At 70.8% G+C, this 22,674-nt stretch carries 19 protein-coding genes and 1 pseudogene; 7 read left to right on the top strand and 13 right to left on the bottom strand.

Features of this window, described 5'->3' with window-relative positions:
* Positions 1–71: 71 nt before the first annotated feature.
* From infB to rimP, 4 genes and pseudogenes are all read right to left on the bottom strand, one after another.
* Positions 72–2,986 (bottom strand): annotated as a pseudogene (gene infB / locus ACOKR1_RS07960) (translation initiation factor IF-2).
* Positions 2,987–3,154: 168 nt separating this feature from the next.
* Positions 3,155–3,472 (bottom strand): YlxR family protein, encoded by a 318-nt coding sequence (locus ACOKR1_RS07955; protein WP_415857116.1) that lies wholly within the window; start codon positions 3,470–3,472, stop codon positions 3,155–3,157.
* 174 nt (positions 3,473–3,646) lie between these two features.
* A complete protein-coding gene (gene nusA / locus ACOKR1_RS07950; RefSeq protein WP_415857117.1) occupies positions 3,647–4,615 on the bottom strand; it encodes a transcription termination factor NusA in 969 nt (322 codons plus the stop codon).
* The gene (gene rimP / locus ACOKR1_RS07945; RefSeq protein ID WP_422936145.1) at positions 4,615–5,250 is read right to left on the bottom strand and encodes a ribosome maturation factor RimP; all 636 of its coding nucleotides are present in this window, start codon (positions 5,248–5,250) and stop codon (positions 4,615–4,617) included. The genes nusA and rimP overlap by 1 nt, the downstream gene beginning before the upstream one ends.
* Positions 5,251–5,335: 85 nt before the next feature.
* Here rimP and ACOKR1_RS07940 point away from each other — a divergent pair, with 85 nt between their 5' ends.
* The 3 genes from ACOKR1_RS07940 to ACOKR1_RS07930 all read left to right on the top strand — a co-directional run bounded on the left by ACOKR1_RS07940 (position 5,336) and on the right by ACOKR1_RS07930 (position 8,525).
* Positions 5,336–6,565: a DUF4439 domain-containing protein gene (locus ACOKR1_RS07940; RefSeq protein WP_422936144.1), complete on the top strand. Its 1,230-nt coding sequence runs from the start codon at positions 5,336–5,338 to the stop codon at positions 6,563–6,565.
* 199 nt (positions 6,566–6,764) lie between these two features.
* Positions 6,765–7,490 (top strand): VIT1/CCC1 transporter family protein, encoded by a 726-nt coding sequence (locus ACOKR1_RS07935; protein WP_422936143.1) that lies wholly within the window; start codon positions 6,765–6,767, stop codon positions 7,488–7,490.
* Positions 7,491–7,502: 12 nt separating this feature from the next.
* Positions 7,503–8,525: an aminoglycoside phosphotransferase family protein gene (locus ACOKR1_RS07930; RefSeq protein WP_422936142.1), complete on the top strand. Its 1,023-nt coding sequence runs from the start codon at positions 7,503–7,505 to the stop codon at positions 8,523–8,525.
* 18 nt (positions 8,526–8,543) lie between these two features.
* Here ACOKR1_RS07930 and ACOKR1_RS07925 read toward each other — a convergent pair whose 3' ends face one another.
* From ACOKR1_RS07925 to ACOKR1_RS07915, 3 genes are read right to left on the bottom strand one after another with little or no spacing between them, the layout of a single operon-like run.
* Positions 8,544–9,965, bottom strand: a complete 1,422-nt coding sequence (locus ACOKR1_RS07925) for a pyridoxal phosphate-dependent decarboxylase family protein (protein WP_422936141.1) — start codon at positions 9,963–9,965, stop codon at positions 8,544–8,546.
* A 42-nt stretch (positions 9,966–10,007) separates the two neighbouring features.
* Complete coding sequence (locus ACOKR1_RS07920) at positions 10,008–10,802, bottom strand: sulfite exporter TauE/SafE family protein (protein ID WP_422936140.1); 795 nt, start codon at positions 10,800–10,802, stop codon at positions 10,008–10,010.
* Between the two features lie 15 nt (positions 10,803–10,817).
* The gene (locus ACOKR1_RS07915; RefSeq protein WP_422936139.1) at positions 10,818–12,620 is read right to left on the bottom strand and encodes a proline--tRNA ligase; all 1,803 of its coding nucleotides are present in this window, start codon (positions 12,618–12,620) and stop codon (positions 10,818–10,820) included.
* Between the two features lie 177 nt (positions 12,621–12,797).
* On the opposite strand from ACOKR1_RS07915, the gene ACOKR1_RS07910 reads away from it, so the two are divergent.
* Genes ACOKR1_RS07910 through ACOKR1_RS07900 form a run of 3 tightly spaced genes read left to right on the top strand, consistent with a single transcriptional unit; the run spans position 12,798 to position 14,951 of the window.
* Positions 12,798–13,583 carry an ABC transporter ATP-binding protein gene (locus ACOKR1_RS07910; protein ID WP_422936138.1) on the top strand — a complete coding sequence of 262 codons (786 nt, stop codon included), beginning with the start codon at positions 12,798–12,800 and terminating at the stop codon, positions 13,581–13,583.
* Positions 13,580–14,335 carry an ABC transporter permease gene (locus ACOKR1_RS07905; RefSeq protein WP_422936137.1) on the top strand — a complete coding sequence of 252 codons (756 nt, stop codon included), beginning with the start codon at positions 13,580–13,582 and terminating at the stop codon, positions 14,333–14,335. Before ACOKR1_RS07910 ends, ACOKR1_RS07905 begins: the two co-directional genes overlap by 4 nt.
* A gap of 10 nt (positions 14,336–14,345) precedes the next feature.
* Positions 14,346–14,951: a TetR family transcriptional regulator gene (locus ACOKR1_RS07900; RefSeq protein ID WP_422936136.1), complete on the top strand. Its 606-nt coding sequence runs from the start codon at positions 14,346–14,348 to the stop codon at positions 14,949–14,951.
* Between the two features lie 61 nt (positions 14,952–15,012).
* Here the strand turns inward: ACOKR1_RS07900 and ACOKR1_RS07895 are convergent, their stop codons facing one another.
* The 5 genes from ACOKR1_RS07895 to dxr all read right to left on the bottom strand — a co-directional run bounded on the left by ACOKR1_RS07895 (position 15,013) and on the right by dxr (position 19,954).
* Positions 15,013–15,774 carry a GNAT family N-acetyltransferase gene (locus tag ACOKR1_RS07895; protein WP_422936135.1) on the bottom strand — a complete coding sequence of 254 codons (762 nt, stop codon included), beginning with the start codon at positions 15,772–15,774 and terminating at the stop codon, positions 15,013–15,015.
* Between the two features lie 73 nt (positions 15,775–15,847).
* Positions 15,848–17,014, bottom strand: a complete 1,167-nt coding sequence (gene ispG, locus ACOKR1_RS07890) for a flavodoxin-dependent (E)-4-hydroxy-3-methylbut-2-enyl-diphosphate synthase (RefSeq protein WP_422936134.1) — start codon at positions 17,012–17,014, stop codon at positions 15,848–15,850.
* A gap of 58 nt (positions 17,015–17,072) precedes the next feature.
* Positions 17,073–17,363 (bottom strand): YciI family protein, encoded by a 291-nt coding sequence (locus ACOKR1_RS07885; protein ID WP_422936133.1) that lies wholly within the window; start codon positions 17,361–17,363, stop codon positions 17,073–17,075.
* Between the two features lie 34 nt (positions 17,364–17,397).
* Positions 17,398–18,729 (bottom strand): M50 family metallopeptidase, encoded by a 1,332-nt coding sequence (locus tag ACOKR1_RS07880; protein WP_422936132.1) that lies wholly within the window; start codon positions 18,727–18,729, stop codon positions 17,398–17,400.
* A 22-nt stretch (positions 18,730–18,751) separates the two neighbouring features.
* Positions 18,752–19,954 (bottom strand): 1-deoxy-D-xylulose-5-phosphate reductoisomerase, encoded by a 1,203-nt coding sequence (gene dxr / locus ACOKR1_RS07875; protein ID WP_422936131.1) that lies wholly within the window; start codon positions 19,952–19,954, stop codon positions 18,752–18,754.
* Between the two features lie 191 nt (positions 19,955–20,145).
* Here dxr and ACOKR1_RS07870 point away from each other — a divergent pair, with 191 nt between their 5' ends.
* Positions 20,146–21,807, top strand: coding sequence for a DUF222 domain-containing protein (locus tag ACOKR1_RS07870; protein ID WP_422936130.1), 1,662 nt, complete (start codon positions 20,146–20,148; stop codon positions 21,805–21,807).
* A 48-nt stretch (positions 21,808–21,855) separates the two neighbouring features.
* On the opposite strand, the gene ACOKR1_RS07865 is transcribed toward ACOKR1_RS07870, so the two are convergent.
* Positions 21,856–22,614 (bottom strand): TSUP family transporter, encoded by a 759-nt coding sequence (locus ACOKR1_RS07865; protein WP_422936129.1) that lies wholly within the window; start codon positions 22,612–22,614, stop codon positions 21,856–21,858.
* Between the last annotated feature and the right edge of the window lie 60 nt (positions 22,615–22,674).

Below are 22,674 nucleotides of genomic sequence, written 5' to 3'. Positions count from 1 at the left end.
CAGAGAATCTGGTCCGTGGGGACCGTAGAAGGGGCCCCGCGCTCGCGGGGCCCCTTCTCGGCGGGCACTTCTCAGACGCGCGGCTTCTCGCGCATCTCGAACGTCTCGACGATGTCCTCGAGCTGGATGTCGTTGAACGACCCCAGGCCGATACCGCATTCGAAGCCCTCGCGGACCTCGGTTGCGTCATCCTTGAACCGCTTGAGCGATTCGATCGAGAGGTTCTCGGCGATCACGACGCCGTCGCGCAGGAGCCGTGCCTTCGAGTTGCGACGGATGATCCCGCTGCGGACGATCGAGCCGGCGATGTTGCCGAACTTGGAGGACTTGAAGATCTCGCGCACCTCGGCGGTACCGAGCTGCACCTCCTCGTACTCCGGCTTGAGCATGCCCTTGAGGGCGAGCTCGATGTCCTCGATGGCCGCGTAGATGACCGAGTAGAAGCGCATGTCCACGCCCTCGCGGTCCGCGAGCTCGGCGACACGCTCCGCGGGGCGGACGTTGAAGCCGATGATGATCGCGTTGTCGACCGTTGCGAGGTTGACATCGTTCTGCGTGATCGCGCCGACGCCGCGGTGGATCACGCGCAGCTGGACCTCTTCGCCGACGTCGATCTTCAGCAGCGAGTCCTCGAGCGCCTCGACGGCACCCGAGACGTCGCCCTTGAGGATGAGGTTGAGGGTGTCGATCTTGCCCTCGGCCACAGCCTTGTCGAAGTCCTCGAGGCTGATCCGCTTGCGGCGCTTCGCGAGCTGGGCGTTGCGCTCGGCGGCCTCGCGCTTCCCGGCGATCTGGCGGGCAGTGCGCTCGTCCTCCGTCACGAGGAACGTGTCGCCTGCGCGCGGGACCGAGGAGAGGCCCAGGACCTGGACCGGACGCGACGGAAGCGCGACCTCGACCGGCTCCCCGTCTTCGTCGAACATCGCCCGGACGCGCCCGTGGGCCGTGCCCGCGACCATGTTGTCGCCCACGCGGAGCGTGCCCGACTGGACGAGGACCGTCGCCACGGCGCCACGGCCGCGGTCGAGGTTGGCCTCGATCGCGACGCCGCGGGCGTCCTTGTTCGGGTTCGCCCGGAGGTCGAGCGCGGCATCTGCCGTGAGCAGGACCGCGGACAGCAGATCGTCGATGTGCAGGTTCTGGCGCGCGGAGACGTCCACGAACATCGTGTCGCCGCCGTACTCCTCGGGCACGAGACCGTACTCGGTGAGCTGGCCACGGACCTTGTCCGGGTTGGCGCCCTCCTTGTCGATCTTGTTGACCGCGACGACGATCGGCACGCCGGCGGCCTGGGCGTGGTTGAGCGCCTCGACCGTCTGCGGCATGACGCCGTCGTCCGCAGCCACGACGAGCACCGCGATGTCGGTGACCTGCGCACCACGGGCACGCATGGCGGTGAACGCCTCGTGACCAGGGGTGTCGATGAAGGTCAGCTTGCGCGGATCGCCCTCGTGCTCGAACGAGATCTGGTACGCACCGATGTGCTGCGTGATGCCGCCGTGCTCGTCATCGACCACATTGGTGTGGCGGATGGCGTCGAGGAGGCGCGTCTTACCGTGGTCGACGTGGCCCATGACGGTCACGACGGCCGGGCGGACCTCGAGGTCCTCGTCCGTCTCGGCCTCAAGCTCGGCGTCGAGGTCGATGTCGAACGACTCGAGCAGCTCGCGCTCCTCGTCCTCCGGCGAGACGACCTGGATCTTGTAGCCGAGCTCCTCGCCCAGCACGCCGAACGTTTCCTCGTCGAGCGACTGCGTGGCCGTGGCCATCTCGCCGAGGTGGAAGAGCACCGTCACGAGCGAGGCCGGGTTCGCATCGATCTTCTCCGCGAAGTCCGTGATGGACGCACCGCGGCGGAGGCGCACGATCGTGTCGCCGTCGCCGCGCGGAACCGAAACGCCGCCCAGTGACGGAGCGCTCATCTGCTCCAGTTCCTGGCGCTTTGCGCGCTTCGACTTGCGCTGCTTGCCGCGACCGGCACCGCCCTTGCCGAACGCACCCTGTGTGCCGCCGCGTCCGCGGCCGCCCTTGCCGAAGCCGCCGCCCGCGGGGCCGCCGCCGGCCCTGGGGCGCCGCCACCCGGACGTCCCGGGCCGCGGCCGCCGGTGCCGGCGGGACGCGCGCCCGGCTGGGGACGCTCAGTGCGGGCCGGCGTCATGCCGGGGTTCGGACGCGGACCGCCCGAACCGCCGGACGGGACCGCCCGAACCACCGGGACGGGACCGCCGGAGCCGCCGGGACGGCCGCCGGTGCCGCCGGGACGCGGAGCGCCCGAGCGCGGCGCGCCGGGCCGCGGGATGCCGGAGGTGCCACCCGGACGGGGCGCCGGGCGCGGACCGCCCGGACGGTCGCCGTCGCGAGAGCCGCCCGGACGCGGCATGCCCTGCGACGTCGCGAACGGGTTGTTGCCGGGGCGCGGAGCGCGCTCCTCGCGGCCCGGGCGCTGCATGCCCTGCGACGAGGAGAACGGGTTGTTGCCGGGGCGGGGTCCGCCCGAGCGCGAACCCGGGGTCGCCGACGGGCGCGGACCGGGCGCCGCAGGGCGGGCACCGGGACGCGGAGCGTCCGACGACGGGCGGGGTGCCGGTGCCGGGCGGGTCGACTGGCCCTGCTGGCCCTGCGACGGGCGAGCGGGCGCTGCCGGCCGAGCCGGACCGGGCTTCATGGCGCCGTCTCGAGCGGGAGCCGCCGCAGGTGCCGCGGAAGGTGCCGAGGCGGTGGGAGCCGCCGGAGCGGGCGCCGGGGCCTTCTGCGTTGCCGGCTTGGGCGCGGCGGGGCGCGCGGGCGCTGGGGCGGCCGACGCGCGGGGTGTGGCGGGCTTTGCCCCGCCAGAGGGATAGGCGTCGCGAAGCTTCTTCACGACGGGCGCCTCGATCGTCGAGGACGCAGAACGCACAAACTCACCGAGCTCCTGGAGCTTCGAGAGGGCGTCCTTAGAGGTGATACCGAGCTCTTTGGCGAGCTCGTGTACGCGGACCTTGGCCACATTTCTCCTGTCTCGGTCCGCGCCGAGCCAGGCGTGGACCGTCTACTGCTTGCTGCAGGCCTCGACAGACATCACTGAGAACCTCAGTGGCCGTGCTGCGAGGCCGTCGGCGGCGCGCAACTTGTTCATCGCTACGCGCTCATCGGACGGGGACTCATCGGGTTTCCATCAGATTTCTGACCCGCTTTCAGCTTGGACGGTGCTCGTGCTGGCGGTGGCCTGCACGGTGGTGCCGAAGAAGTCGTCGACCGCCGCATGGTCCACCGCGCCCCGGAAGGCGCGCTGGAACGCTCGGCGTTTGACGGCTTGCGTCAGGCATGTCCGGTCGGGGTGCAGCCAAGCACCTCGACCGGGCAGTCGGCGGCGCGGATCGACGACGACGCGTTGAGGGTCCTCGGGGTCCCGCACCAACCGGAGCAGTACGGACCGAGCAGCAGTCCGGCGGCAGCCTATGCAAGTCCGCAGTGGTTCGGCGTCATTCTGCACGTTCCACTGCCCCTGGCTTGTCGCTTGCCACCGGGCGCGCGCCCGGACCTGTCTATTCTATAACCCCGGCCCAACGGGGCGGAAACCGGGGCGCCCGCGATCGGCGGCCGGTTCCCCGGTGTCGGGTCAGGCTGTTGGTTCAGACGGTCAGTTCAGACTCGGTTCAGACGCGGTTCACACCGCCGCGTCCGAGGCGATGTCGATCCGCCAGCCCGTGAGCTTCGCGGCCAGGCGGGCGTTCTGGCCCTCCTTGCCGATCGCGAGCGAGAGCTGGTAGTCCGGCACCATGACCCGCGCCGAGCGCGCGCCCTCATCCACGATTGTGACCGACTTGACCTTCGCCGGCGAGAGCGCATTCGCGATGAACGTCGCGGCATCGTCGCTGAAGTCCACGATGTCGATCTTCTCGTCGTTGAGCTCTGTCATGACGGCGCGCACGCGCGAGCCCATCTCGCCGATGCAAGCGCCCTTCGCGTTGACGCCGGGGACGTTCGCGCGGACCGCGATCTTCGTGCGGTGCCCGGCCTCACGAGCGATCGCGACGATCTCGACGCTGCGGTCCGCGATCTCGGGGACCTCGAGCTCGAAGAGCTTCTTGACGAGACCCGGGTGCGAGCGCGAGAGCGTGATCGACGGGCCCTTGAGGCCGCGGTGCACGTCCACGACGTACGCGCGGATGCGGCTGCCGTGCACGTACTGCTCGCCGGGCACCTGCTCGGGCGGCGGCAGGAGGGCCTCGACCGTGCCGAGGTTCACCTGGATCATGTGCGGATTGCTGCCCTGCTGGATCTGGCCAGCGATGAGCTCGCCCTCGCGGCCCTTGAACTCGCCGAGCACGTTGTCATCCTCGACGTCGCGGAGACGCTGGAGGATGACCTGACGGGCCGTCGTCGCCGCGATCCGGCCGAAGCCCTCGGGAGTGTCGTCGAACTCGCCGATCGAGTTGCCTTCTTCGTCGACCTCGGTGGCCCAGATCGTCACGTGCCCGCTCCGGCGGTCCACCTCGGCCCGAGCCTTCTCGATCGCGCCAGGCGACTTGTGGTACGCGAGAAGGAGGGCCTGCTCGATCGTCGGGATGAGCTTCTCGACAGGAATGTCCCGCTCGCGCTCCAGCAGGCGCAGCGCGCTCATGTCGATGTCCACTAGGCCTCCTCGGCGTCTGTGTCAGTGTCAGATTCGAAAGTCTCGAAAGCTGTCTCGGGAATTTCGTCGAGCCGAGCGAACTCGACCTCGACCCGCCCGCTGCGGATCCCAGAGAACGGCAGCGTCACGGGCTCCCCCTGCTTGGGCTTGACCCCCTTGGCCGCGGGAAGGCTGGGAACCACGGTCACGCCGTCGTCCGCCACGTGCGTGAGGCGACCCGTGATGTTCTCGCCCTGGATCACGTTGACCTTCACGAGCCGGCCCTTCGCGCGGTGCCAGTGCCGCGGCTCCGTGAGCGGGCGCGCGACGCCGGGCGAGGACACCTCAAGATCGTACGGGCGATTGTCGCCGAACGTGCCGGCCGAACTCCCGTCGAGGGCGTCGGACAGCTCCCGCGAGATCTCGGCGATGACATCGAGCCCCACGCCGCCCGTCTCCTCCTGGGGCAGGTCCACGACGACGTGAACGGTCCTATGGGCGCCGGCCGCCTTGATCGTGATCCCCTCGAGGTAGAGCCTGTGGGCCTGAACGGTAGGCTCAAGCATCGCGTGCAGGCGCGCCTCCTCGGCCGCGAACGGCGGCTCCCCGGCCTGACGGCTGGGACGCGCGGGTTCCGGCTGGACAGGCTCGGACATGGGGGTCCGCCTCCTCTTTTCGCTCGTTGTCCTCTAAGACTATCGGCTCGGGAAAGCGGTGGTGGCCGCCCGCTCGAGTCGTGGGATGATCGAGCCCGTGAATTCGACCACCCCACCCACGGACCCTCCGCGCCGTGCGTGGCGCTACTGGGTGGCCGGCGCGGTCGCCGTCCTGGTCGCGCTCGGCACCGCTACCGCCGTCGCACTCCAGCCCCAGCCCTCCCCCGGCCCGAGCCGCAGCGAGCTCGCCTTGCGCTCCGCTCAGGACGATGCCGCGCGACTCGCCGCGTGGGCCCGCTCCGCTGAGGGCACACGACAGACGACGGCGGGCGTCCGGGACGCGCTCGCCTCCGCGGCGTCGGTGCTCGGCAGGCAGGCGAGCCTCCTCGCGTCGAGGCCGGGGGCGAGCGCAAGCGCGGATCCCTCCCGCAGCGCGAGCAGCGGCGGCGCTTCGGGATCCGGCGCTTCGGGATCCGGCGCTTCGGGATCCGGCGCTTCGGGATCCGGCTCGGCGGGATCTGGCTCGACAGGATCTGGCTCGACGGGATCTGCGGGAAGCCCGGGCGAGGTCGTGGCGCGCCTGACGGCGAGCGTCGACGCACGCCTCGCGGCGCTCCCCGACGTCGATGGCCCCACGGCGGCGCTCCTCGCGTCCCTCGCGGCGGGCCAGTCGCTCCAAGCCGACGGGATCGCGGCCGCCGCGGGCCTCTCACCCCAGCAGCCCCAGCAGCCGTCGGCGGCGACGACGGCGACGGGTCCGAGCAGCACGCCGCCCCCGAGCGCCTGCCCGGGCGCGCCGGCTGCGGCGAGCCCGCCCGCGACCGCGGCCACGCGCCAGAGCGCGGCGGCCACTATCCCCTCGCCCGCCGCTCCGGCCGTCTCGGCAGCGTCAGGGGTGTCGTTCGCCGATGCCCTCGCCGCCGTCGACCGCGCCGAGGCGGCGTCCGAGTACACGCTGGAGACCGCCCTCGCGCGCTCCGCACAAGGTTCGTCCGACGCTGCCGCGCGCGCTGCGGCCCTCGACGCCCACCGGCGGCAGCTCACGGCCGTCGCGGCCCTTGCCTCCGCCGCGTGCGTCACGCTTCCGGCCCAGGACGCCGGATTCGCGGTGCCGCAGGGCTTCGCCACCGACCCGACACCCGCCCTCGCCGCGGTCGCGGAGTCCGCCGCGGAGTCCTGGGCGCAACTCGTCGGCGCAGCGCCCGCGGACCGCCGCGGGGCCGCCGCGCAGGGCCTCTTCGCCGCGGGGAAGCTCGTGGCGGGCGCGGCGCCGTCGTCAGCCCCGGCGTTCCCCGGACTGCCTGCGGCGAACTGAGCCGCGACTGAGCCGTGGCGGCGAAAGCGCACTTTTGCCGCGGGAGCGCACGTTCGCCGACTTGGAAGCGTCCGTTCTCTCGGGCAACGTCCGCTCTCGCGGGCCGCCTCCGCTCTCGCGCTCGACGTCCGCTCTCGCGCCAGCTGAGGAAAGGCTTGCTTCGCTGGCAGGCCCCCGCACCGAGTGCCACAGTGGAGGCATGACGACTGAATCGACTACGGGCCTGCATCCTGAGCCGCAGGGGATGGACCTCGCAGCAAAGCTCAATTGGCTCCGCGCGGGCGTCCTCGGCGCCAACGACGGCATCGTGTCCGTCGCCGCGGTCGTGGTCGGCGTCGCGGGCGTCACGACCAACAACGGGCCCATCCTCGCGGCCGGGATGGCGGCGCTCGTGGGCGGTGCCATCTCCATGGCCCTCGGCGAGTACGTTTCGGTCAGCAGCCAGAGTGACAGCCAGCGGCACCTCATCGCCAAGGAGCGCGAGGAACTCAAGGAACAGCCGGACGAGGAGTTCGAGGAACTCGTCGGGCTGTACCGCGGCAAGGGCCTGTCCGAAGGCCTCGCGACGAAAGTGGCCGAGGAGCTCACGGCCCACGACGCCCTGCGCGCCCACCTCGACATCGAGCTCGGCATCGATCCCGACGAGATCGTGAGCCCGTGGCACGCGGCGTTCGCATCCGCGATCTCGTTCCTGTGCGGCGCCGTCCTGCCCATGCTCTCGATCCTGCTGTTCCCCGAGGCCATCCGCGTTCCGCTCACGTTCGTCGTGGTCCTCGCGGCCCTCGCCGTCACCGGGGCGATCGGTGCCTGGATCGGCGGCGGCTCGCGCTCCCGCGCATCGATCCGCGTGGTCGTCGGCGGTGCGATGGCGCTCGCCGCGACATTCGCGCTGGGCAGCCTGCTCGGCACTACAGGGATTGCCTGACACACTACAAACGTGGGTGACGCCGTAGGCCCGGCAACGAGTGCCGCGTTCGCGCCGGAGGATCTGGTCCGCCGGTACTCGCGCACGCCCGCCGGCCGCGTCTGGCTCGAGGCCCTTCCCGGCCACCTCGATCGCTCCCTCGACCGCTGGGGCCTCACGATCGACGACGCAGATCCCGGCCCATGGTCCGGCTTCGGGGCGATGGTGGTGGGCGTCCGGCGGCGCTCGGAGAGGCTCGTACTCAAGCTCGCGTACCCGTACCCCGAGGCCGCCTCGGAGCCCGTAGCCCTGCGCCTGTGGGACGGCAACGGCGCCGTGCGGCTCGTTGAGGACGACGGCGACGGCGCGCTCGTGCTCGAACGTCTCGACCCGCGCCACCGCCTTCAGGACGTCCCGTTCCCCGAGGCGACGGCCGCGTGGGGCGAGCTGGTGCGCCGGCTCTCGATCCCCGAGGACGACCGCCCCGACTGGGCCGCGCTCGAGCGGCTCGACGCGCGAGCCGAGCAGTGGAGCGACGAGCTGCCAGAGCGGTGGGATCGGTTCGGCCGGCCGTTCCCGCGCTGGCTTCTCGAGGCCGCGCTCGATGTCTGCGCAACCCGCGGCGTCGTGGGCCGGCGCGGCGGGCGGGACGTCCTCGTGCACACCGACCTGCACGGCATGAACGTGCTCGGCGCGCCGGGCTCCAACGCCAGTGGCGGCGGAGCCGGGTTCCGCGCGATCGATCCCCAGGCCGCCGTCGGAGAGGCCGAGTTCGCGGTGGCTCCCATGCTGTGGAACCGCCTTCCCGAGCTTCGGCACGCCGACGCGCCCCAGGCGCTCCTCGAGCGCTGCCGCGACCTCGCCGAGGCGGCGGGCCTCGACCCCGAGGCGGCCCGGGAGTGGGCCGTGCTGCGCGAGGTCGAGAACGCGCTGTGGTACGCGGGCAAGCCGGGCCATCGGGGCGACCTCGAGCGGTCCCTGTGGGCCGCGAGCGCCCTGTGCTCGCGGCTCCTCCCGGGCCTGCCCGAGGTTCGCGAGCTCAAGCGGCTCGACTAGCCGGACGCGGGCTCTCGGTCAGAGGCCTTGGGTCGCCGCGAGCGCGTCCCGGATCGCCGCGACGGACACCTCGGCGTCCCCCGCGTCGGAGGACCAGTTGGCCACCGAGATGCGCAGCACCACGCGGCCGTGCCAGCGCGAGCCGCTCATCCACACGCGCCCGTCGCGAGCCAGGAAGTCCGCGACCGCGGCCGTCCGGGCGTCGGAGCCGAACGCGAGCGTGACCTGGCTGAACACGACGTCGTTGAGCACCTCCGCCCCGGGAAGCTCGCCGACGCGCCGCGCGAGCTCCGCCGCGTGCTCCGCGAGGCCCGCGACGAGGCCGTCGACGCCGGACCGCCCGAGCGAGCGGAGCGCCGCCCACACCGGAACTCCTCGGGCCCGGCGCGACAGCTCGGGGACCTTCTCGAACGGGTCGCCGGGACCGTGGTCGCCGTGGGCGTCGTGGACGAGGTAGTCGGCGTGGAGGCCCAGCGCGTGCCGCAGCGCGACGATGTCGCGGCACACCACGATGCCGCAGTCGTAGGGCACGTTGAGGTTCTTGTGCGCGTCCGTCCCCCACGAATCCGCTTCCTCGGCGCCGCGCATGAGGTGCTTCGTCGAAGCGGACGCCGCAGCCCATAGTCCGAACGCCCCGTCAACGTGCACCCACGCGCTGTGCGCCCGGGCCATGGCGATCGCCTCGGGGAACGGGTCGAACGCGCCCGAATGCAGGTTGCCGGCCTGAAGACAGACGACGGCGGGAGCGTCACCCGAGTGCTCCCCGTCCGGCCTTCCTTCCGCGAGGGCCGCGGCGAGGGCGTCCGGGCGGATGCGCCCCTGGCCGTCGACGGCGACCGGTTCCGGAGCGCCGAGGCCGAGCAGGCGCAGGCCCATGTCGATCGTGTCGTGCCGCTCCGCGCCCACGAGGACGCGAATCCGCGGCGCACCCGAGAGTCCGCGCTCGTTGAGGTCCCAGCCCGCGCGTTCGAGGACCCTCCACCGCGCGGCGGCGAGCCCGCTGAAGTTGGCCATGCTCGCGCCGGTCGTGAAGCCCACGTCCGCGCCCCTCGGCAGGTCGAGCAGATCAAGGACCCATCGGCCCGCGGCCTCCTCGGCCGCGACCACGGCCGGGGTCGCAAAGCGGAGTCCCGTGTTCTGGTCCCACGCGCTCACGAGCCAGTCCGCCGCCATCGCGGCCGGGAGGGTGCCGCCGATGACCCAGCCGTAGAAGCGCCCCGACGGCATGGCCATGAGTCCGGGCTCGGCCGCCGCCGCGAGGGCGTCCACCGTGGCGGCCGGATCGAGTCCGGTCTCCGGGAGTTCGCCCCCGAACGCCTCGGCGAGCTCGTCCGCCGTCGTCCGCGGGCCCACGTGCCTCGACGGGATGCTGCCCAGCCATCGCCGCGCGTGCTCGGCGGCCCGGTCCAACGGTGCGGTGTAGTCCTCAGGACGCAGCATGGCTGCATCGTACGCCCGCGGCCTCCCGCGGCTCAGGGTCGGCTAGGCGAAGTTCTCGTTCCAGACGTCGATGCCGAGCTTGACGGCGAGGGCCGCGACGACGGCGAGGAACACCCACCGGATGAACCTGTTCCCGCGCGAGACGGCCATCCGGGCGCCCACGTAGCCGCCGGCCATGTTCGCGGCGCCGAGCACGAGCCCGAGGCCCCACAGGAGCGCGCCGCTCGGGGCAAACAGCAGGAGCGCCCCGATGTTCGTGGCCATGTTGACGATCTTGGCCTTCGCGCTCGCCTCGAGGAACGCGTAGCCCATGCCGGACACGAGGGCGATCACGAGGAACGAGCCGGTGCCCGGACCAATCAGGCCGTCGTAGAACCCGATCACCGCGCCGAGGCCGCACGCGGCCGCGAAGTGGCGCCGCCCCTTGAGCCGCAGCTCGGTGTACTGGCCGAGCTGCGGCTTGAGGACCGTGAAGATCGCGACGGCGATGATGGCCGCGAGGATGATCGGCTTGAAGACGCGGGCCGGCAGGGCTGACGCGAGCGCGGCCCCGCCGAACGCACCGGCCAACGCCACGACGGCCATCGGGATGGCTGTGCGGAGGTCCGGGCGCACGCGCCGCGCGTACGTGACGGCGCTCGTCGTCGTGCCGAAGACCGAGCCCATCTTGTTGGTCGCAAGCGCGTGCACCGGGGTCATGCCGGGCAGCGCGAGCAGAGCGGGGAGCTGGATGAGCCCTCCCCCGCCCACCACGGCGTCGACCCAGCCGGCGCAGAAGCCCGCGAGGACCACGAGGAGAGCGGTGAGGAGATCGACGGACTCGAGCCCGGACGCCACTGGCTGTCCGCCGCGCTATTCGCCGCGGACGGCGCGCACGACCTTGTCCACGACGTCGGCGACCGGGACGTCCTCGGCCGTGCCGGAGCGGCGGTCCTTGACCTCGAGCGTGCCGGTCGCGAAGCCCCTGCCGACCGCGACGATCGTCGGGACGCCGATAAGCTCGGCGTCGCCGAACTTGACCCCGGGGGACGTCTTCGGCCGGTCGTCGAGCATGACCGTGAGGCCGTGCGCCTCGAGCTCGGCGGTGAGGCGCTCGGCCTCCGCGAAGATCTCCTCGCCGCGGCCGACGGCGACCACGTGGACGTCCGCGGGCGCGACGGCGCGGGGCCAGATGAGCCCCCGCTCGTCGTGGTTCGACTCGGCGAGGGCCGCGACCGCGCGCGTGACGCCAATGCCGTACGAGCCCATGGTCACCGTGACCTGCTTGCCGTTCGCGTCGAGCACCTTGAGCTCGAGGGCCTCGGCGTACTTGCGGCCGAGCTGGAAGATGTGGCCCATCTCGATGCCGCGGGCCGTCTCGAGCGGGCCCGAGCCGTCGGGGGACTCGTCGCCCGCGCGCACCTCGGTGCACTCGATGACGCCGTCCCACCCGAAGTCGCGGCCGGCCACGAGTCCGTACACGTGCTTCCCCGGCTGGTTGGCGCCCGTGATCCACGAGCTGCCGGAGACCACCCGCGGGTCCACGAGGTAGAGGAGCCCCGACTTGCCGTCAAGGCCCAAGAGCGCGTCGTCGGGGTCGAGGCCCGGGCCGAGATAGCCCTTGACGATGAGGGGCTGGGACTTGAGCTCGTCGTCGTTCGCGGCCTCGAGGCCGATCTCGCCCGCGATCGGCAGGAACGCGCCCAGGTTCGCCTCGACGCGCTTGAGGTCAACGGCGCGGTCGCCGGGCACCCCGATGACCACGAGCTGCTTCTCCCCCGTGGGGAGCGTGACGGTGAGCACGACGTTCTTGAGCGTGTCCGCTGCCGTCCACTCGCGCTCGGTGTTCGGGAAGACGGTCTGCGACGCCTCGACCAGCGTCTCGATCGTGGGGGTGTCGGGGGTGTCGAGGACCTGGGCGGCCGGCGCGTTCGTGTAGTCGATCGCGCGGGGCACGACCGTCGTGACGGCCTCGACGTTGGCCGCGTAACCGCCCGGCGAGCGTACGAACGTGTCCTCGCCGATCTCGGTCGGGTGGAGGAACTCCTCGCTCTTCGAGCCGCCCATCGCGCCGGCGGTCGCCTTGACCGGGACGACCTCGAGGCCGAGGCGCTCGAAGATCCGCAGGTAGGCCGTACGGTGCGCGGCGTAGCTCGCGTCGAGGCCCTCGTCGTCGACGTCGAACGAGTAGGAGTCCTTCATGATGAACTCGCGGCCGCGCAGGAGGCCCGCGCGGGGGCGCGCCTCGTCGCGGTACTTGTTCTGGATCTGGTAGAGGCTCAGGGGCAGGTCCTTGTAGGACGAGTACAGGTCCTTGACGAGGAGCGTGAACATCTCCTCGTGCGTCGGCGCGAGGAGGTAGTCCGCTTCCTTGCGGTCCTTGAGCCGGAAGATGCCCTCGCCGTACTCGGTCCACCGGTTGGTCGCCTCGTAGGGCTCCTTGGGCAGGAGCGCCGGGAAATGCACCTCCTGGGAACCGATCGCGGCCATCTCCTCGCGGATGATCCGCTCGACCTTGCCCAGCACGGCCAGGCCGAGCGGGAGCCACGTGTAGATGCCCGGCGCGGCACGGCGGATGTAGCCGGCACGGACGAGCAGCCTGTGGCTGGCCACCTCGGCATCGGCCGGGTCCTCGCGGAGGGTTCGCAGGAACAGAGTGGAGAGTCGCAGGGCCACGCGGGCATCCGTTCTGGGCTGGGCCGGTCTGGCGTGTGGGGAGGAAAAGGTCAGCTACCAATGTATCCCAGCCTGGACGCGACCCTCGCGCGGCATTGACGGGCATCCCCCTCCGCCCTACCCTGAATTCATCAAGTGGTGAATTACCAAGCGGTGAATCAACTGGGAGTCAATCTCATGTCCCACGTCGCAGTCCCACCAGTCCCACCCCACAGAGACCCGGCCGACCGTCCCGCCGCGGCCATCGAAGCTGACGGGCTCGTCGTCAAGCTTCGCCGCACGGAGGTGCTCCGCGGAATCAGCTTCTCCGTTCCCGCGGGGCGCGTCACGGGGCTCCTCGGCCCGTCCGGGAGCGGCAAGAGCACCCTTATGCGCACGATCATGGGCGTCCAGCGCATCGCCTCCGGGACCCTCGGGGTCCTGGGCCGCCCGGCAGGCACCACCTCGCTGCGCCCCGAGATCGGCTACATGACGCAGAACGCGGCGGTCTACAACGACCTGACCGTTCTCGACAACGTGCGCTATTTCGCGGCGCTGCACGGCAAGAGCCGCACCGCCGCACGCGAGGCGGTCGACGCCGTCGGCCTCTCGGGTCTCGAAAAGCGCAAGGCCGTGGATCTCTCAGGAGGGCAGTTCAGCCGCGTGTCGCTCGCGTGCGCGCTCGTCGGTGAGCCCAGACTGCTCGTCCTCGACGAGCCAACCGTGGGCCTCGACCCAGTGCTCCGCGTCGACTTGTGGGAGCGCTTCCGCGCCCTCGCCGATCAGGGCACTACGCTCCTCGTCTCGAGCCATGTCATGGAGGAGGCGAGCCGCTGCGACTCGCTCCTCCTCCTCCGCGAAGGCGCCCTCGTGGGCCAAATGACCCCGGACGAGCTGCGCGAGCGCGGCCGGAGCCAGGACCTCGAACAGGCCTTCTTGGGTCTCATCCAGTCGGGCACTCCGCGAGAGGAGAGTGTGGCATGAACCTCCGGATGCTCTGGGCCACCACGGCACGCGTTCTCAACCAGCTCCGGCACGACGAGCGCAGCATCGCTCTGATCCTCGTGGTCCCCTCGCTGCTCCTCGCGGTCGTCTACTGGCTCTTCGAGAACGAGACCCTCCCGCCCGGGGTCCCGCACACGTTCAACCGCATCGGGCCGATCATGCTCGCCATCTTCCCGTTCGTGATCATGTTCCTCATCACCTCCATCACGATGCTCCGCGAGCGCACCTCGGGGACGCTCGAGCGGCTCATGACTACGCCTATCCACAAGGCAGACCTCCTGTTCGGCTACGGGATCGCGTTCTCGATCATGGCGGCGCTCCAGTCCGTGATCGCGACGACGGTGGCGTACTGGGTGTTCAACCTCGACATCAAGGGGTACGGCGGGCTCGTGGTGCTCGTCGCGGTGGTCAACGCGGTCCTGGGCGTGTCTCTGGGCCTCTTCTGCAGCGCCTTCGCGCGGACGGAGTTCCAGGCGGTGCAGTTCATGCCGGTCGTGGTCATCCCGCAGATCCTGCTCTGCGGGCTGTTCGTGGCCCGCGACCGGATGAACGACGTCTTCCACGCGATCTCCGACTGGATGCCGCTCACGTATTCGGTCAAGGCGCTCCAGGAGATCACCGCGAACACCAACCCGACGAGCGAGATGTGGCTCGACCTCTGGATCATGGCGGCCATTCTCCTCGGCATGCTCATCCTCGCCTCGCTCACGCTGCGCCGGAAGTCCTCATGACGAGCGCACCATGATGGCCCGCCCGCCCGGCGCATCCGACCGCCGCGCGAAGATCGTCGCCACTGCGACGCGCCTCTTCGCGGACGACGGGTACGACGGCGTGAGCCTGCGCCAGATCGCGCGCGAGGCGGGCGTGGACGCAGCCCTCGTCCACCACTACTTCGCCGGAAAGGAAGACCTCTTCGCCGCCTCGGTCGCGCTGCCGATCGACCCGCAGGTGATCCTCGACGGCGTCGAGGGACGCGACCTAGCGGAGCGCGGGCGCTTCGTGGCGCACGCAATCGTTCGGCTGTGGGAGGGCCCGCAGCGCCACGCGCTCGCGGCCTTCTTCCGCGCGACCATCAGCTCGACATCACGTTCGAGGCTCCTGGCCGACGTCGTGCGACGGCGGATCCTCGCGCGCGTCGCCGAGGGCCTCCCGGGGGACGACGCCGAGCGCGAACTCCGCGCATCCATGGCGGCGACCCAGGTCGTGGGGTTCATGATCGCGCGCTACATCGTGAAGCTCGAGCCGCTCGCGTCCCTCCCCGCAGAGGAGGCGGAGCGGCTCCTCGCGCCCGCCATCCAGCGCCACCTGACCGGCCCGCTGCCCGGGCGTCAGCCCGGAGCGCCCTGAGTCCTTCAGAACAGCGCGGATCCTTCAGAACAGCGCGGATCCTCAGAACAGCGCGGGCCCTTCAGAACAACACCGTGGCGAAGGTCCCCACGCGCTCGAAGCCCACGCGCTCGTAGCACGCCTTGGCCCGGTGGTTGTAGTCGTTGACATACAGGCTCACCACGGGCGCGAGCTTGCGTGCGAAACCGACGACGGCGGCCATCCCGCCGTGGCTCAGGCCGAGGCCGCGGTGGGCGGGGTTGACCCACACGCCCTGGACCTGGGTAGCGGCCGACGAAACCGCGCCGAGCTCGGCCTTGAACAGCACCTCGCGGTCCTCTCCGAACCGTGCCATCGAATGGCCCTGCTGGATGAGCTGGCGGACCCGGCGGTAGTAGTTGTCGCTTCCGCCCACGACCGGCGAATAGCCCACTTCCTCCTCGAACATCGCGACGCACGCGGGTGCGAGGACCTCGAAGTCGTCGAGGGTCGTGACGCGGACCAGCGGATCCGGGCGAACGGCGGGGCCGCCGTCGATCGCCATGAGCGGCTGGACGGCGCGCACATCACGCGCGCGCCGCCCACCGATGCCGTTGTACAGGGCGAGGGTCGCCTCGGCGGGCCCGAAAATCGAGGCGAAGCGGCGATCGGCGGAGCGCACGGCATTGGCGAAGGCGGGCGCGTCGTCGGCCGTCATTCCGACCGGGACGATGTTCGCACCGAGCCAGCACGCGCCCGTGAGCCCCCCGTCGCCGTCGAACGCGCCGAGGATCTCCGCGCCGCTCGGGGTCGGCGCCGCCGTGCCTGTGGCGAGGACGTGCGAGGCGATGAACACGTTCGCCACGGGGTCTGCGGCCGCGAGTTCGCAGAGCTCGAGGGTGTCCTCGTGCCCTAGCGTGCGGATTGAGGTTCTGCGACTACGAGACGGTGACCACGGGGCCGCCCGCTGCAGCATCTTCGCCATCGGCCTCCCCCATCTCCTCGGCGATCTTCATCGCCTCTTCGATAAGAGTCTCGACGATCTCGCTCTCGGGCACCGTCTTGATGACTTCGCCCTTCACAAAGATCTGGCCCTTGCCGTTTCCGGAGGCCACACCGAGGTCGGCCTCGCGGGCCTCCCCCGGTCCGTTCACCACGCAGCCCATGACCGCGACGCGGAGCGGGAACGTCATCCCGTCGAGGCCCGCCGTGACCTCGTCGGCGAGCTTGTACACATCAACCTGGGCGCGGCCGCACGAGGGGCACGAGACGATCTCAAGGCGGCGCGGGCGGAGGTTGAGCGACTGCAGGATTTGGATGCCCACCTTGACCTCCTCGACGGGCGGCGCCGAGAGGGAGACCCGGATGGTGTCGCCGATCCCCTTCGAGAGGAGGGCGCCGAACGCCGTCGCGGACTTGATGGTGCCCTGGAACGCGGGGCCCGCCTCGGTCACCCCGAGGTGGAGGGGCCAGTCGCCGCGTTCGGCGAGCAGCTCGTACGCGCGGACCATGACGACCGGGTCGTTGTGCTTGACCGAGATCTTGAAGTCGTGGAAGTCGTGCTCCTCGAAGAGGCTCGCCTCCCACACGGCGCTCTCGACGAGGGCCTCGGGCGTCGCCTTGCCGTACTTCTGGAGGAGCCGCGCGTCGAGCGAGCCCGCGTTGACGCCGATCCGGAGCGACGTCCCGTGATCCTTCGCGGCCTGCGCGATCTCCTTGACCTGGTCGTCGAACTTGCGGATGTTGCCCGGGTTGACGCGTACGGCCGCGCACCCGGCCTCAATCGCGGCGAACACGTACTTCGGCTGGAAGTGGATGTCCGCGATGACCGGGATCTGCGACTTCTTCGCGATGATCGGGAGGGCCTCGGCGTCGTCCGCGGACGGGCACGCGACGCGGACGATGTCGCAGCCGGCGGCCGTGAGCTCGGCGATCTGCTGGAGGGTCGCGTTGATGTCCGTGGTCGGCGTCGTCGTCATGGACTGGACGCTGACCGGGAAGTCGGAGCCGACCCCCAATGAACCGACCTGGATCTGCCGGGTCTTGCGCCGGGGCGCGAGGACCGGCGGTGGGGAGGCTGGCATTCCGAGGCTGACCGAAGTCACGAGAGCTCCTTGTCGAACGGTGTTGCGTCGAGGTGTTGCGGACGAAAGGGGTGGCGACTCAGAAGTGCGCGGCGAGCGGGCCGGACACTGGGCTCCAGGCGGTCGAGGTCAGGCCCGAGATGAGGCCGGCCACCGAGTAGGGGTCCTCGGCAAGGAGCGCCTGGAGCGCCTCGGCGTCGTCGGCCTTGAAGAGCAGGAGCGCACCCGAGCCGTCGTCATACGGGCCGCTCGCGAGCAGCTGGCCCCGGTCGGCGACGCCCGCGAGCCAGCCGCGGTGATCGGCGCGCACCTCGTCGCGGCGCGCGGCGGTCGAGGCGTCATAGAGGTATTCAACGGCGAAGACGGTCATGTCACCAGCCTATCCCTTCACGGACAAGGAACGTTCAGCCGAACAGCTTCACCGGCTTCACGATGTCCGCGTAGATGAGCAGGGCACTCATGACGAGGAGGACGCTCGCGACCGCGTACGTGAGCGGGAGCAGCTTGGCGATGTCGAACGGGCCCGGGTCAGGCCTGCGGCGCCAGCGCGCGATCTGCCGCCGGGCGCCCTCGTACAGCGCGCCGGCCACGTGACCGCCGTCGAGCGGGAGCAGCGGAACGAGGTTGAACACGGCGAGAGCGAGGTTCACGCCGGCGAGGATGCCGAACAGCGTCGCGATGCGGGCCGAGAGTGGGACGTCCTCGAGCGCGGCGACCTCGCCGGCCGCCCGGCCCACGCCCACGACGCTCATGGGACCGTTCGGGTCGCGCGGGGCGCTGCTGAAAGCGGCCTGCCCTACAGCGACGACGCGCGCCGGGAGATTGACGACGACGCCCGTCACCTGGGCGATATTCTCACCGACCGCGGGGAAGACCGCGGTGATCGGCTGCGGCGTGAGCGCTTGACGCGAGCCGATGCCCACGAACCCGGACTCGGTGGTCTTGTAGCTTCCGTCGGCGTTCTTCGCGGGCTGACCGTCCGCGCCGTAGACGGCCACTGTGTTGAGCACGGGGGTAATGGTCAGGTCCACGTCCTTGCCGTCGCGCTGCACCGTGATGCCGACCGTCCTTCCGGCCGACGCCCGGATCCACGAGGACAGCTGGTCCCAGCCCGTGACCTGCTTGCCGTCGAAGCGGACCACGGTGTCGCCGGACCGGAGACCGGCCGCGGCCGCCGGAGTCTTCGTGCACGTCGAGGTGTCCACCGCGGTCTGCTGGTTCGACGACACCATGCACGCCGAGACGCTCGCGATCTGGTTCGTGGGCTGCGGGATGCCGAAGCCCACGAGCACGATCGCCATGAACACGAATCCGAGGATGATGTTCATCGCCGGCCCGCCAAGCATGACGATGATCTTCTTCCACTCCGGAAGCTGGTAGAACAGCCGCCCGTGATCCTCGGGGCGGACCTCCTCGTGCGCCTGATCGCGCGCGGCCTCCGCGAGCCCCTGGAAGATGCCCGTGCTGGACTGCCGGACGGAGCCGTCGCGGCGGTTCGGCGGGTACATGCCGACCATCTGCACATAGCCGCCCAGCGGAAGCGCCTTGATCCCGTATTCGGTCTCGCCCTTGCGGGTGGACCAGATGGTGGGGCCGAAGCCGATCATGTAGCGGGTCACGCGGACGTTGAACAGCTTGGCGGGCAGCAGGTGCCCGATCTCGTGCAGGGCGATGGACACGGCAATGCCCACGGCGACGAAGACGACGCCCAGGACGAAGAGGACGGTGGGGTTCACAGGGTTCCTTACAGCTTGTGGCTCAGCTAGCCAAACGCTCGTGCGCGCGCTTCCGTGCCCATTCCTCGGCGGCCAGGACGGTTTCCACAGACATCTCCGAGGATCCTCCATGCTCCGCGAGGACGGCCTCCACCGTATCGACGATGTCGAGGAAACCGATGCGGCGCGCGTGGAAGGCCTCGACGGCCTCCTCGTTGGCGGCGTTGAATACCGCAGGATACGTGCTCCCCTGCTTCGCCGCATCCTTGGCGAGCTCGACCGCGGGGAAGGCCCGCGCGTCGAGCGGTTCGAAGGTCCACGCCGTCGCTCGGCTCCAGTCGCACGGCTCCGCGGCATGGGCCACGCGGTCGGGCCAGCCGAGTCCCAGGGCGATCGGGAGGCGCATGTCGGGCGGCGAGGCCTGCGCGATGACCGACCCGTCCGTGAACTGCACCATCGAGTGGACCACCGACTGGGGATGGACGACGACGTCGATCGCCTCGAGCGGGACGTCGAACAGGAGGTGGGCTTCGATGAGTTCGAGGCCCTTGTTGACGAGGGTCGCCGAGTTCGTCGTGACGACTTTGCCCATGTCCCAGGTCGGGTGGTTGAGGGCTTCCTCGGGCGTCACGTCGGCGAGCTCGGCGCGAGTGCGGCCCCGGAAAGGGCCGCCCGAGGCCGTGAGGATGAGGCGGTCCACTTCGTCCGCGCGACCCGCGCGGAGGCATTGGGCGATCGCTGAGTGCTCCGAGTCGACGGGAACAATCTGGCCGACGGCCGCCGCGCTCTTCACGAGGGTCCCGCCCACGATGAGGCTCTCCTTGTTCGCGAGGGCCAGTGTGGCGCCGGACGCGAGGGCGGCGAGCGTCGGGGCCAGGCCGATGCTCCCCGTGATCCCGTTGAGGACCACGTCGGCCGGGCCGCTTGGGCCGGTCCAGGCGGCGATACGGCTCGAGGCCTCGGGACCCACGAACAGCTCGGGGGCGTAGTCCGTGACGCCCGCCGCGGCGGACGCGTCCGCGATGCGATCCCGGAGCTCGTCGACGCTCCCCTGCGCGATTCCCACCGCCTCGGCACGCGTGTGCACGGCCTGAAGCGCGAGCGAGCCAAGATTGCCGCCTCCTGCGCTGAGCGCCGTCACGCGGAAGCGGTGGGGGGCACCGTCGACGACGTCGATCGCCTGCCGTCCGATGCTTCCTGTCGAGCCGAGGATGATCACGGAACGCTGCTCGGCGGGAGATTGCATGGCACCAGTAAACCGCATGTGGTGTCCTGAGCGGCGTCGTCGTCGATCCGCCCGTGCGCCAGCCGTGGGGCGAGGACGTGGCCGTGGTCCGCGACGCGGACGGGCACATCGTCTGCCTCACTTCGGTCGACTGACGCCAAAATGTCGGACCCCCTGAATAGTCTGGATTCATCTTCAGGGGGGTGGGGAACATGGCTGTTGAGGCAGTCGACGAGACCGCTGACCCGTGGCTGCCGTCCGTCGTGTTCTCTCCCGAGACTGAGTCGCCGTTCGCTGGGGAGCTCCGTGTCCCAGTCGCGTCGTTCCTGGACGCATCGCGAGCACTCGAGCTCGCCGTGGCCGCCGACGAAGTGATTGCCTGGGTCACCGCCATGAAGATGCGGGCGCTCGCACGGGTCGCCGACGCCATTGGCGAGGAGGAGTTCGGGAGGAGCGAAGCTCAGCCGCCGCGATTCGACGGAGAGGAGGCCCACGCGCTCGCCGTGACCGAGGTGGCGACCGCCACCTCGGTTTCCGAGCATGCCGCTGCCCGGCTCCTCCACGACGCGATCGATCTCTGCGGCCCTCACTGGGAAACGCTCGACGCCCTTGAGGACGCGAAGATCGGCGAGGCGCATGCGAAGGTCATCCTCGACGCCGCGCGATCGGTGCCGCCCGATTACGCCACGAGCTTCGCCCGCCTCGCACTTCAGCGCGCCTTCACTCACGGTGGCCGCCGCCGAACCCCTGGGGAGCTTCGCTCGTGTCTCCGCAAGCTCCGCGAGCGCCTTCATCCCGAGAGCATCGAGACCCGCAAAAAAGCAGCCATGCGAGAGCGGGGCGTCTGGTTCGATGCCGAACCCGACGGCATGTGTCTGCTCACGGCGCGCATGCCCGCCGAGGCCGGACTCGCTGTGTACTCCGGGATCGACCACGACGCCCGTGCTGCGGCCGCCCGCTCCGGTGAGACCCGGACCCTGCCCGAGTTGCGGGCCGACTCCCTCGCCGAACGCCTCCTGTTCCCGTCCCACGACGCGGGGACCGATGCCGCAGGGTCCCATCAGGCAACGTCCCGTGAGGCGGCGTTTACCGAGGCCCGGCCCGAACAGCCGGCGTCCGATGAGGCAGCCTCCGGTGAGCCCGCGTTCACCGAGGCCCTCGACCTGCGGGTTCCGCTCGGCCCCTTCCGCCCTGAGATCACTGTGACAGTACCGGCGCCGCTTCTTCTCGGTCTCGGCGGCGCCGGAGGCTCGGCGGGGGACTCGGCCGGGGACTCGGCCAGGGACTTGGGAGCCACCCACAACTCAGGGGATGCGGGGGCTGTGCTCGAAGGATACGGGCCCATCGACGCGCCAACCGCCAGGTACTTGGCGTCGCTGGCTCCTGCGTGGAACCGCCTCTTCGTGAATGCTACGACCGGCGAGGCCCTCGGCGTGGGTCGGGATGCCTACCGCCCGCCGCAAGCCCTGCGGCGATACCTGTCCTACCGCGACGGCACGTGCCGCTTCCCGGGCTGCGACCGGCCGGCCCAGGCCTGCGAACCTGACCACACTGTCGAGTGGCAGAACGGCGGGACCACGGAGGCCTCAAACTTGGCGTCCCTGTGCCCGCGCCACCATGCCCTCAAGTCCATCGGGGCCTGGACGTACTCACACGCCGCCGCCGAAGACCCCGGGTACTCGCCCGATCTCCTCGAATGGCGCTCTCCCCTGGGTCGGACGTATCGCACCGAACCCGCGGACCGGGGCCGACTGCTCGCGCCGCTCCAGGTCTTGCCGGACTCGCCGTGGCCAGACGACCCATCCCTGGAACACGACCCACCACCCCAAGGCAACCCAACACCCCAAGGCGACGAGCCGCCGCCGCCATTTTGATGACGGGTCAGACCCCAGGCCTGCGCGCAACCCAGGCGTGCGCCCGGCCTACGCTCCTCCGGGCAGGTGGCTGATCCCGTTGACGATGGCGAGGGCCGCCCCCGCGTAGGCGATGCCGATGACGAAGCGCCGCACGGTCTCGCCGGCCACGCGGCGGGCGAGGAGGTCGCCGACCACGATCCCGACGAGCATGCACACGAACACGAGCACCCACTGCCACAGCTCGAGCGCCGGCCAATGGCCCCCGGTCGCGAAGACCTTGGCGAGGAGGGACGTGGTTCCGGTCGTGATGAAGTACGGCTGGAGGGTCGCGCCGAATCGGCGCTGATCCCAGCGGCTGAGCACCGCGTACGCGGTGACCGCGGGGCCGCCGACGGCCGCCGCGGCGTTCATGAGCCCACTCGAAAAGCCGCTCGCCGCCATGATGCCCAGGCCGTCGACCGCTCCCTCGAGCCGGCGCCGTGCGCGGGCTACGAGCTGAGACGCCACGAGGCCGGCGACGAGGACGAGGCCGATCCCGATCTCGAGGGGCGCCGCAGGGACGTGGCTCGCGAGATACGCCCCCGCCGCGATCCCCGCGAATCCGGGCACGATGAGGCCTACGTACCGGCGCCACTCGACGTCGCGCCAGACCCTCGAGAGGATGAGGAGTGACGACGCCGCGCCGCACGCGTTGACGATCATCACGCCGTCGAGCGGACCCAGCAGGACCACGAGAATCGGCGAGACCATGAGCCCGAAGCCGAGCCCGGCCACGCGCTGCGCCAAGGCCCCGGCGACGACGGCGAGCAGGACCAGAGCGAACACCCAAGAATCCTATATCCGATTTTGGGGCCGACCGTCCGGTCCCTGACGGTGCGCCGGTCG

Origin of the sequence: Sinomonas sp. P47F7 (assembly GCF_049332655.1) — a bacterium.
Lineage (GTDB): Bacteria > Actinomycetota > Actinomycetes > Actinomycetales > Micrococcaceae > Sinomonas.
This window is presented reverse-complemented; position numbering and strand designations above follow the sequence as displayed.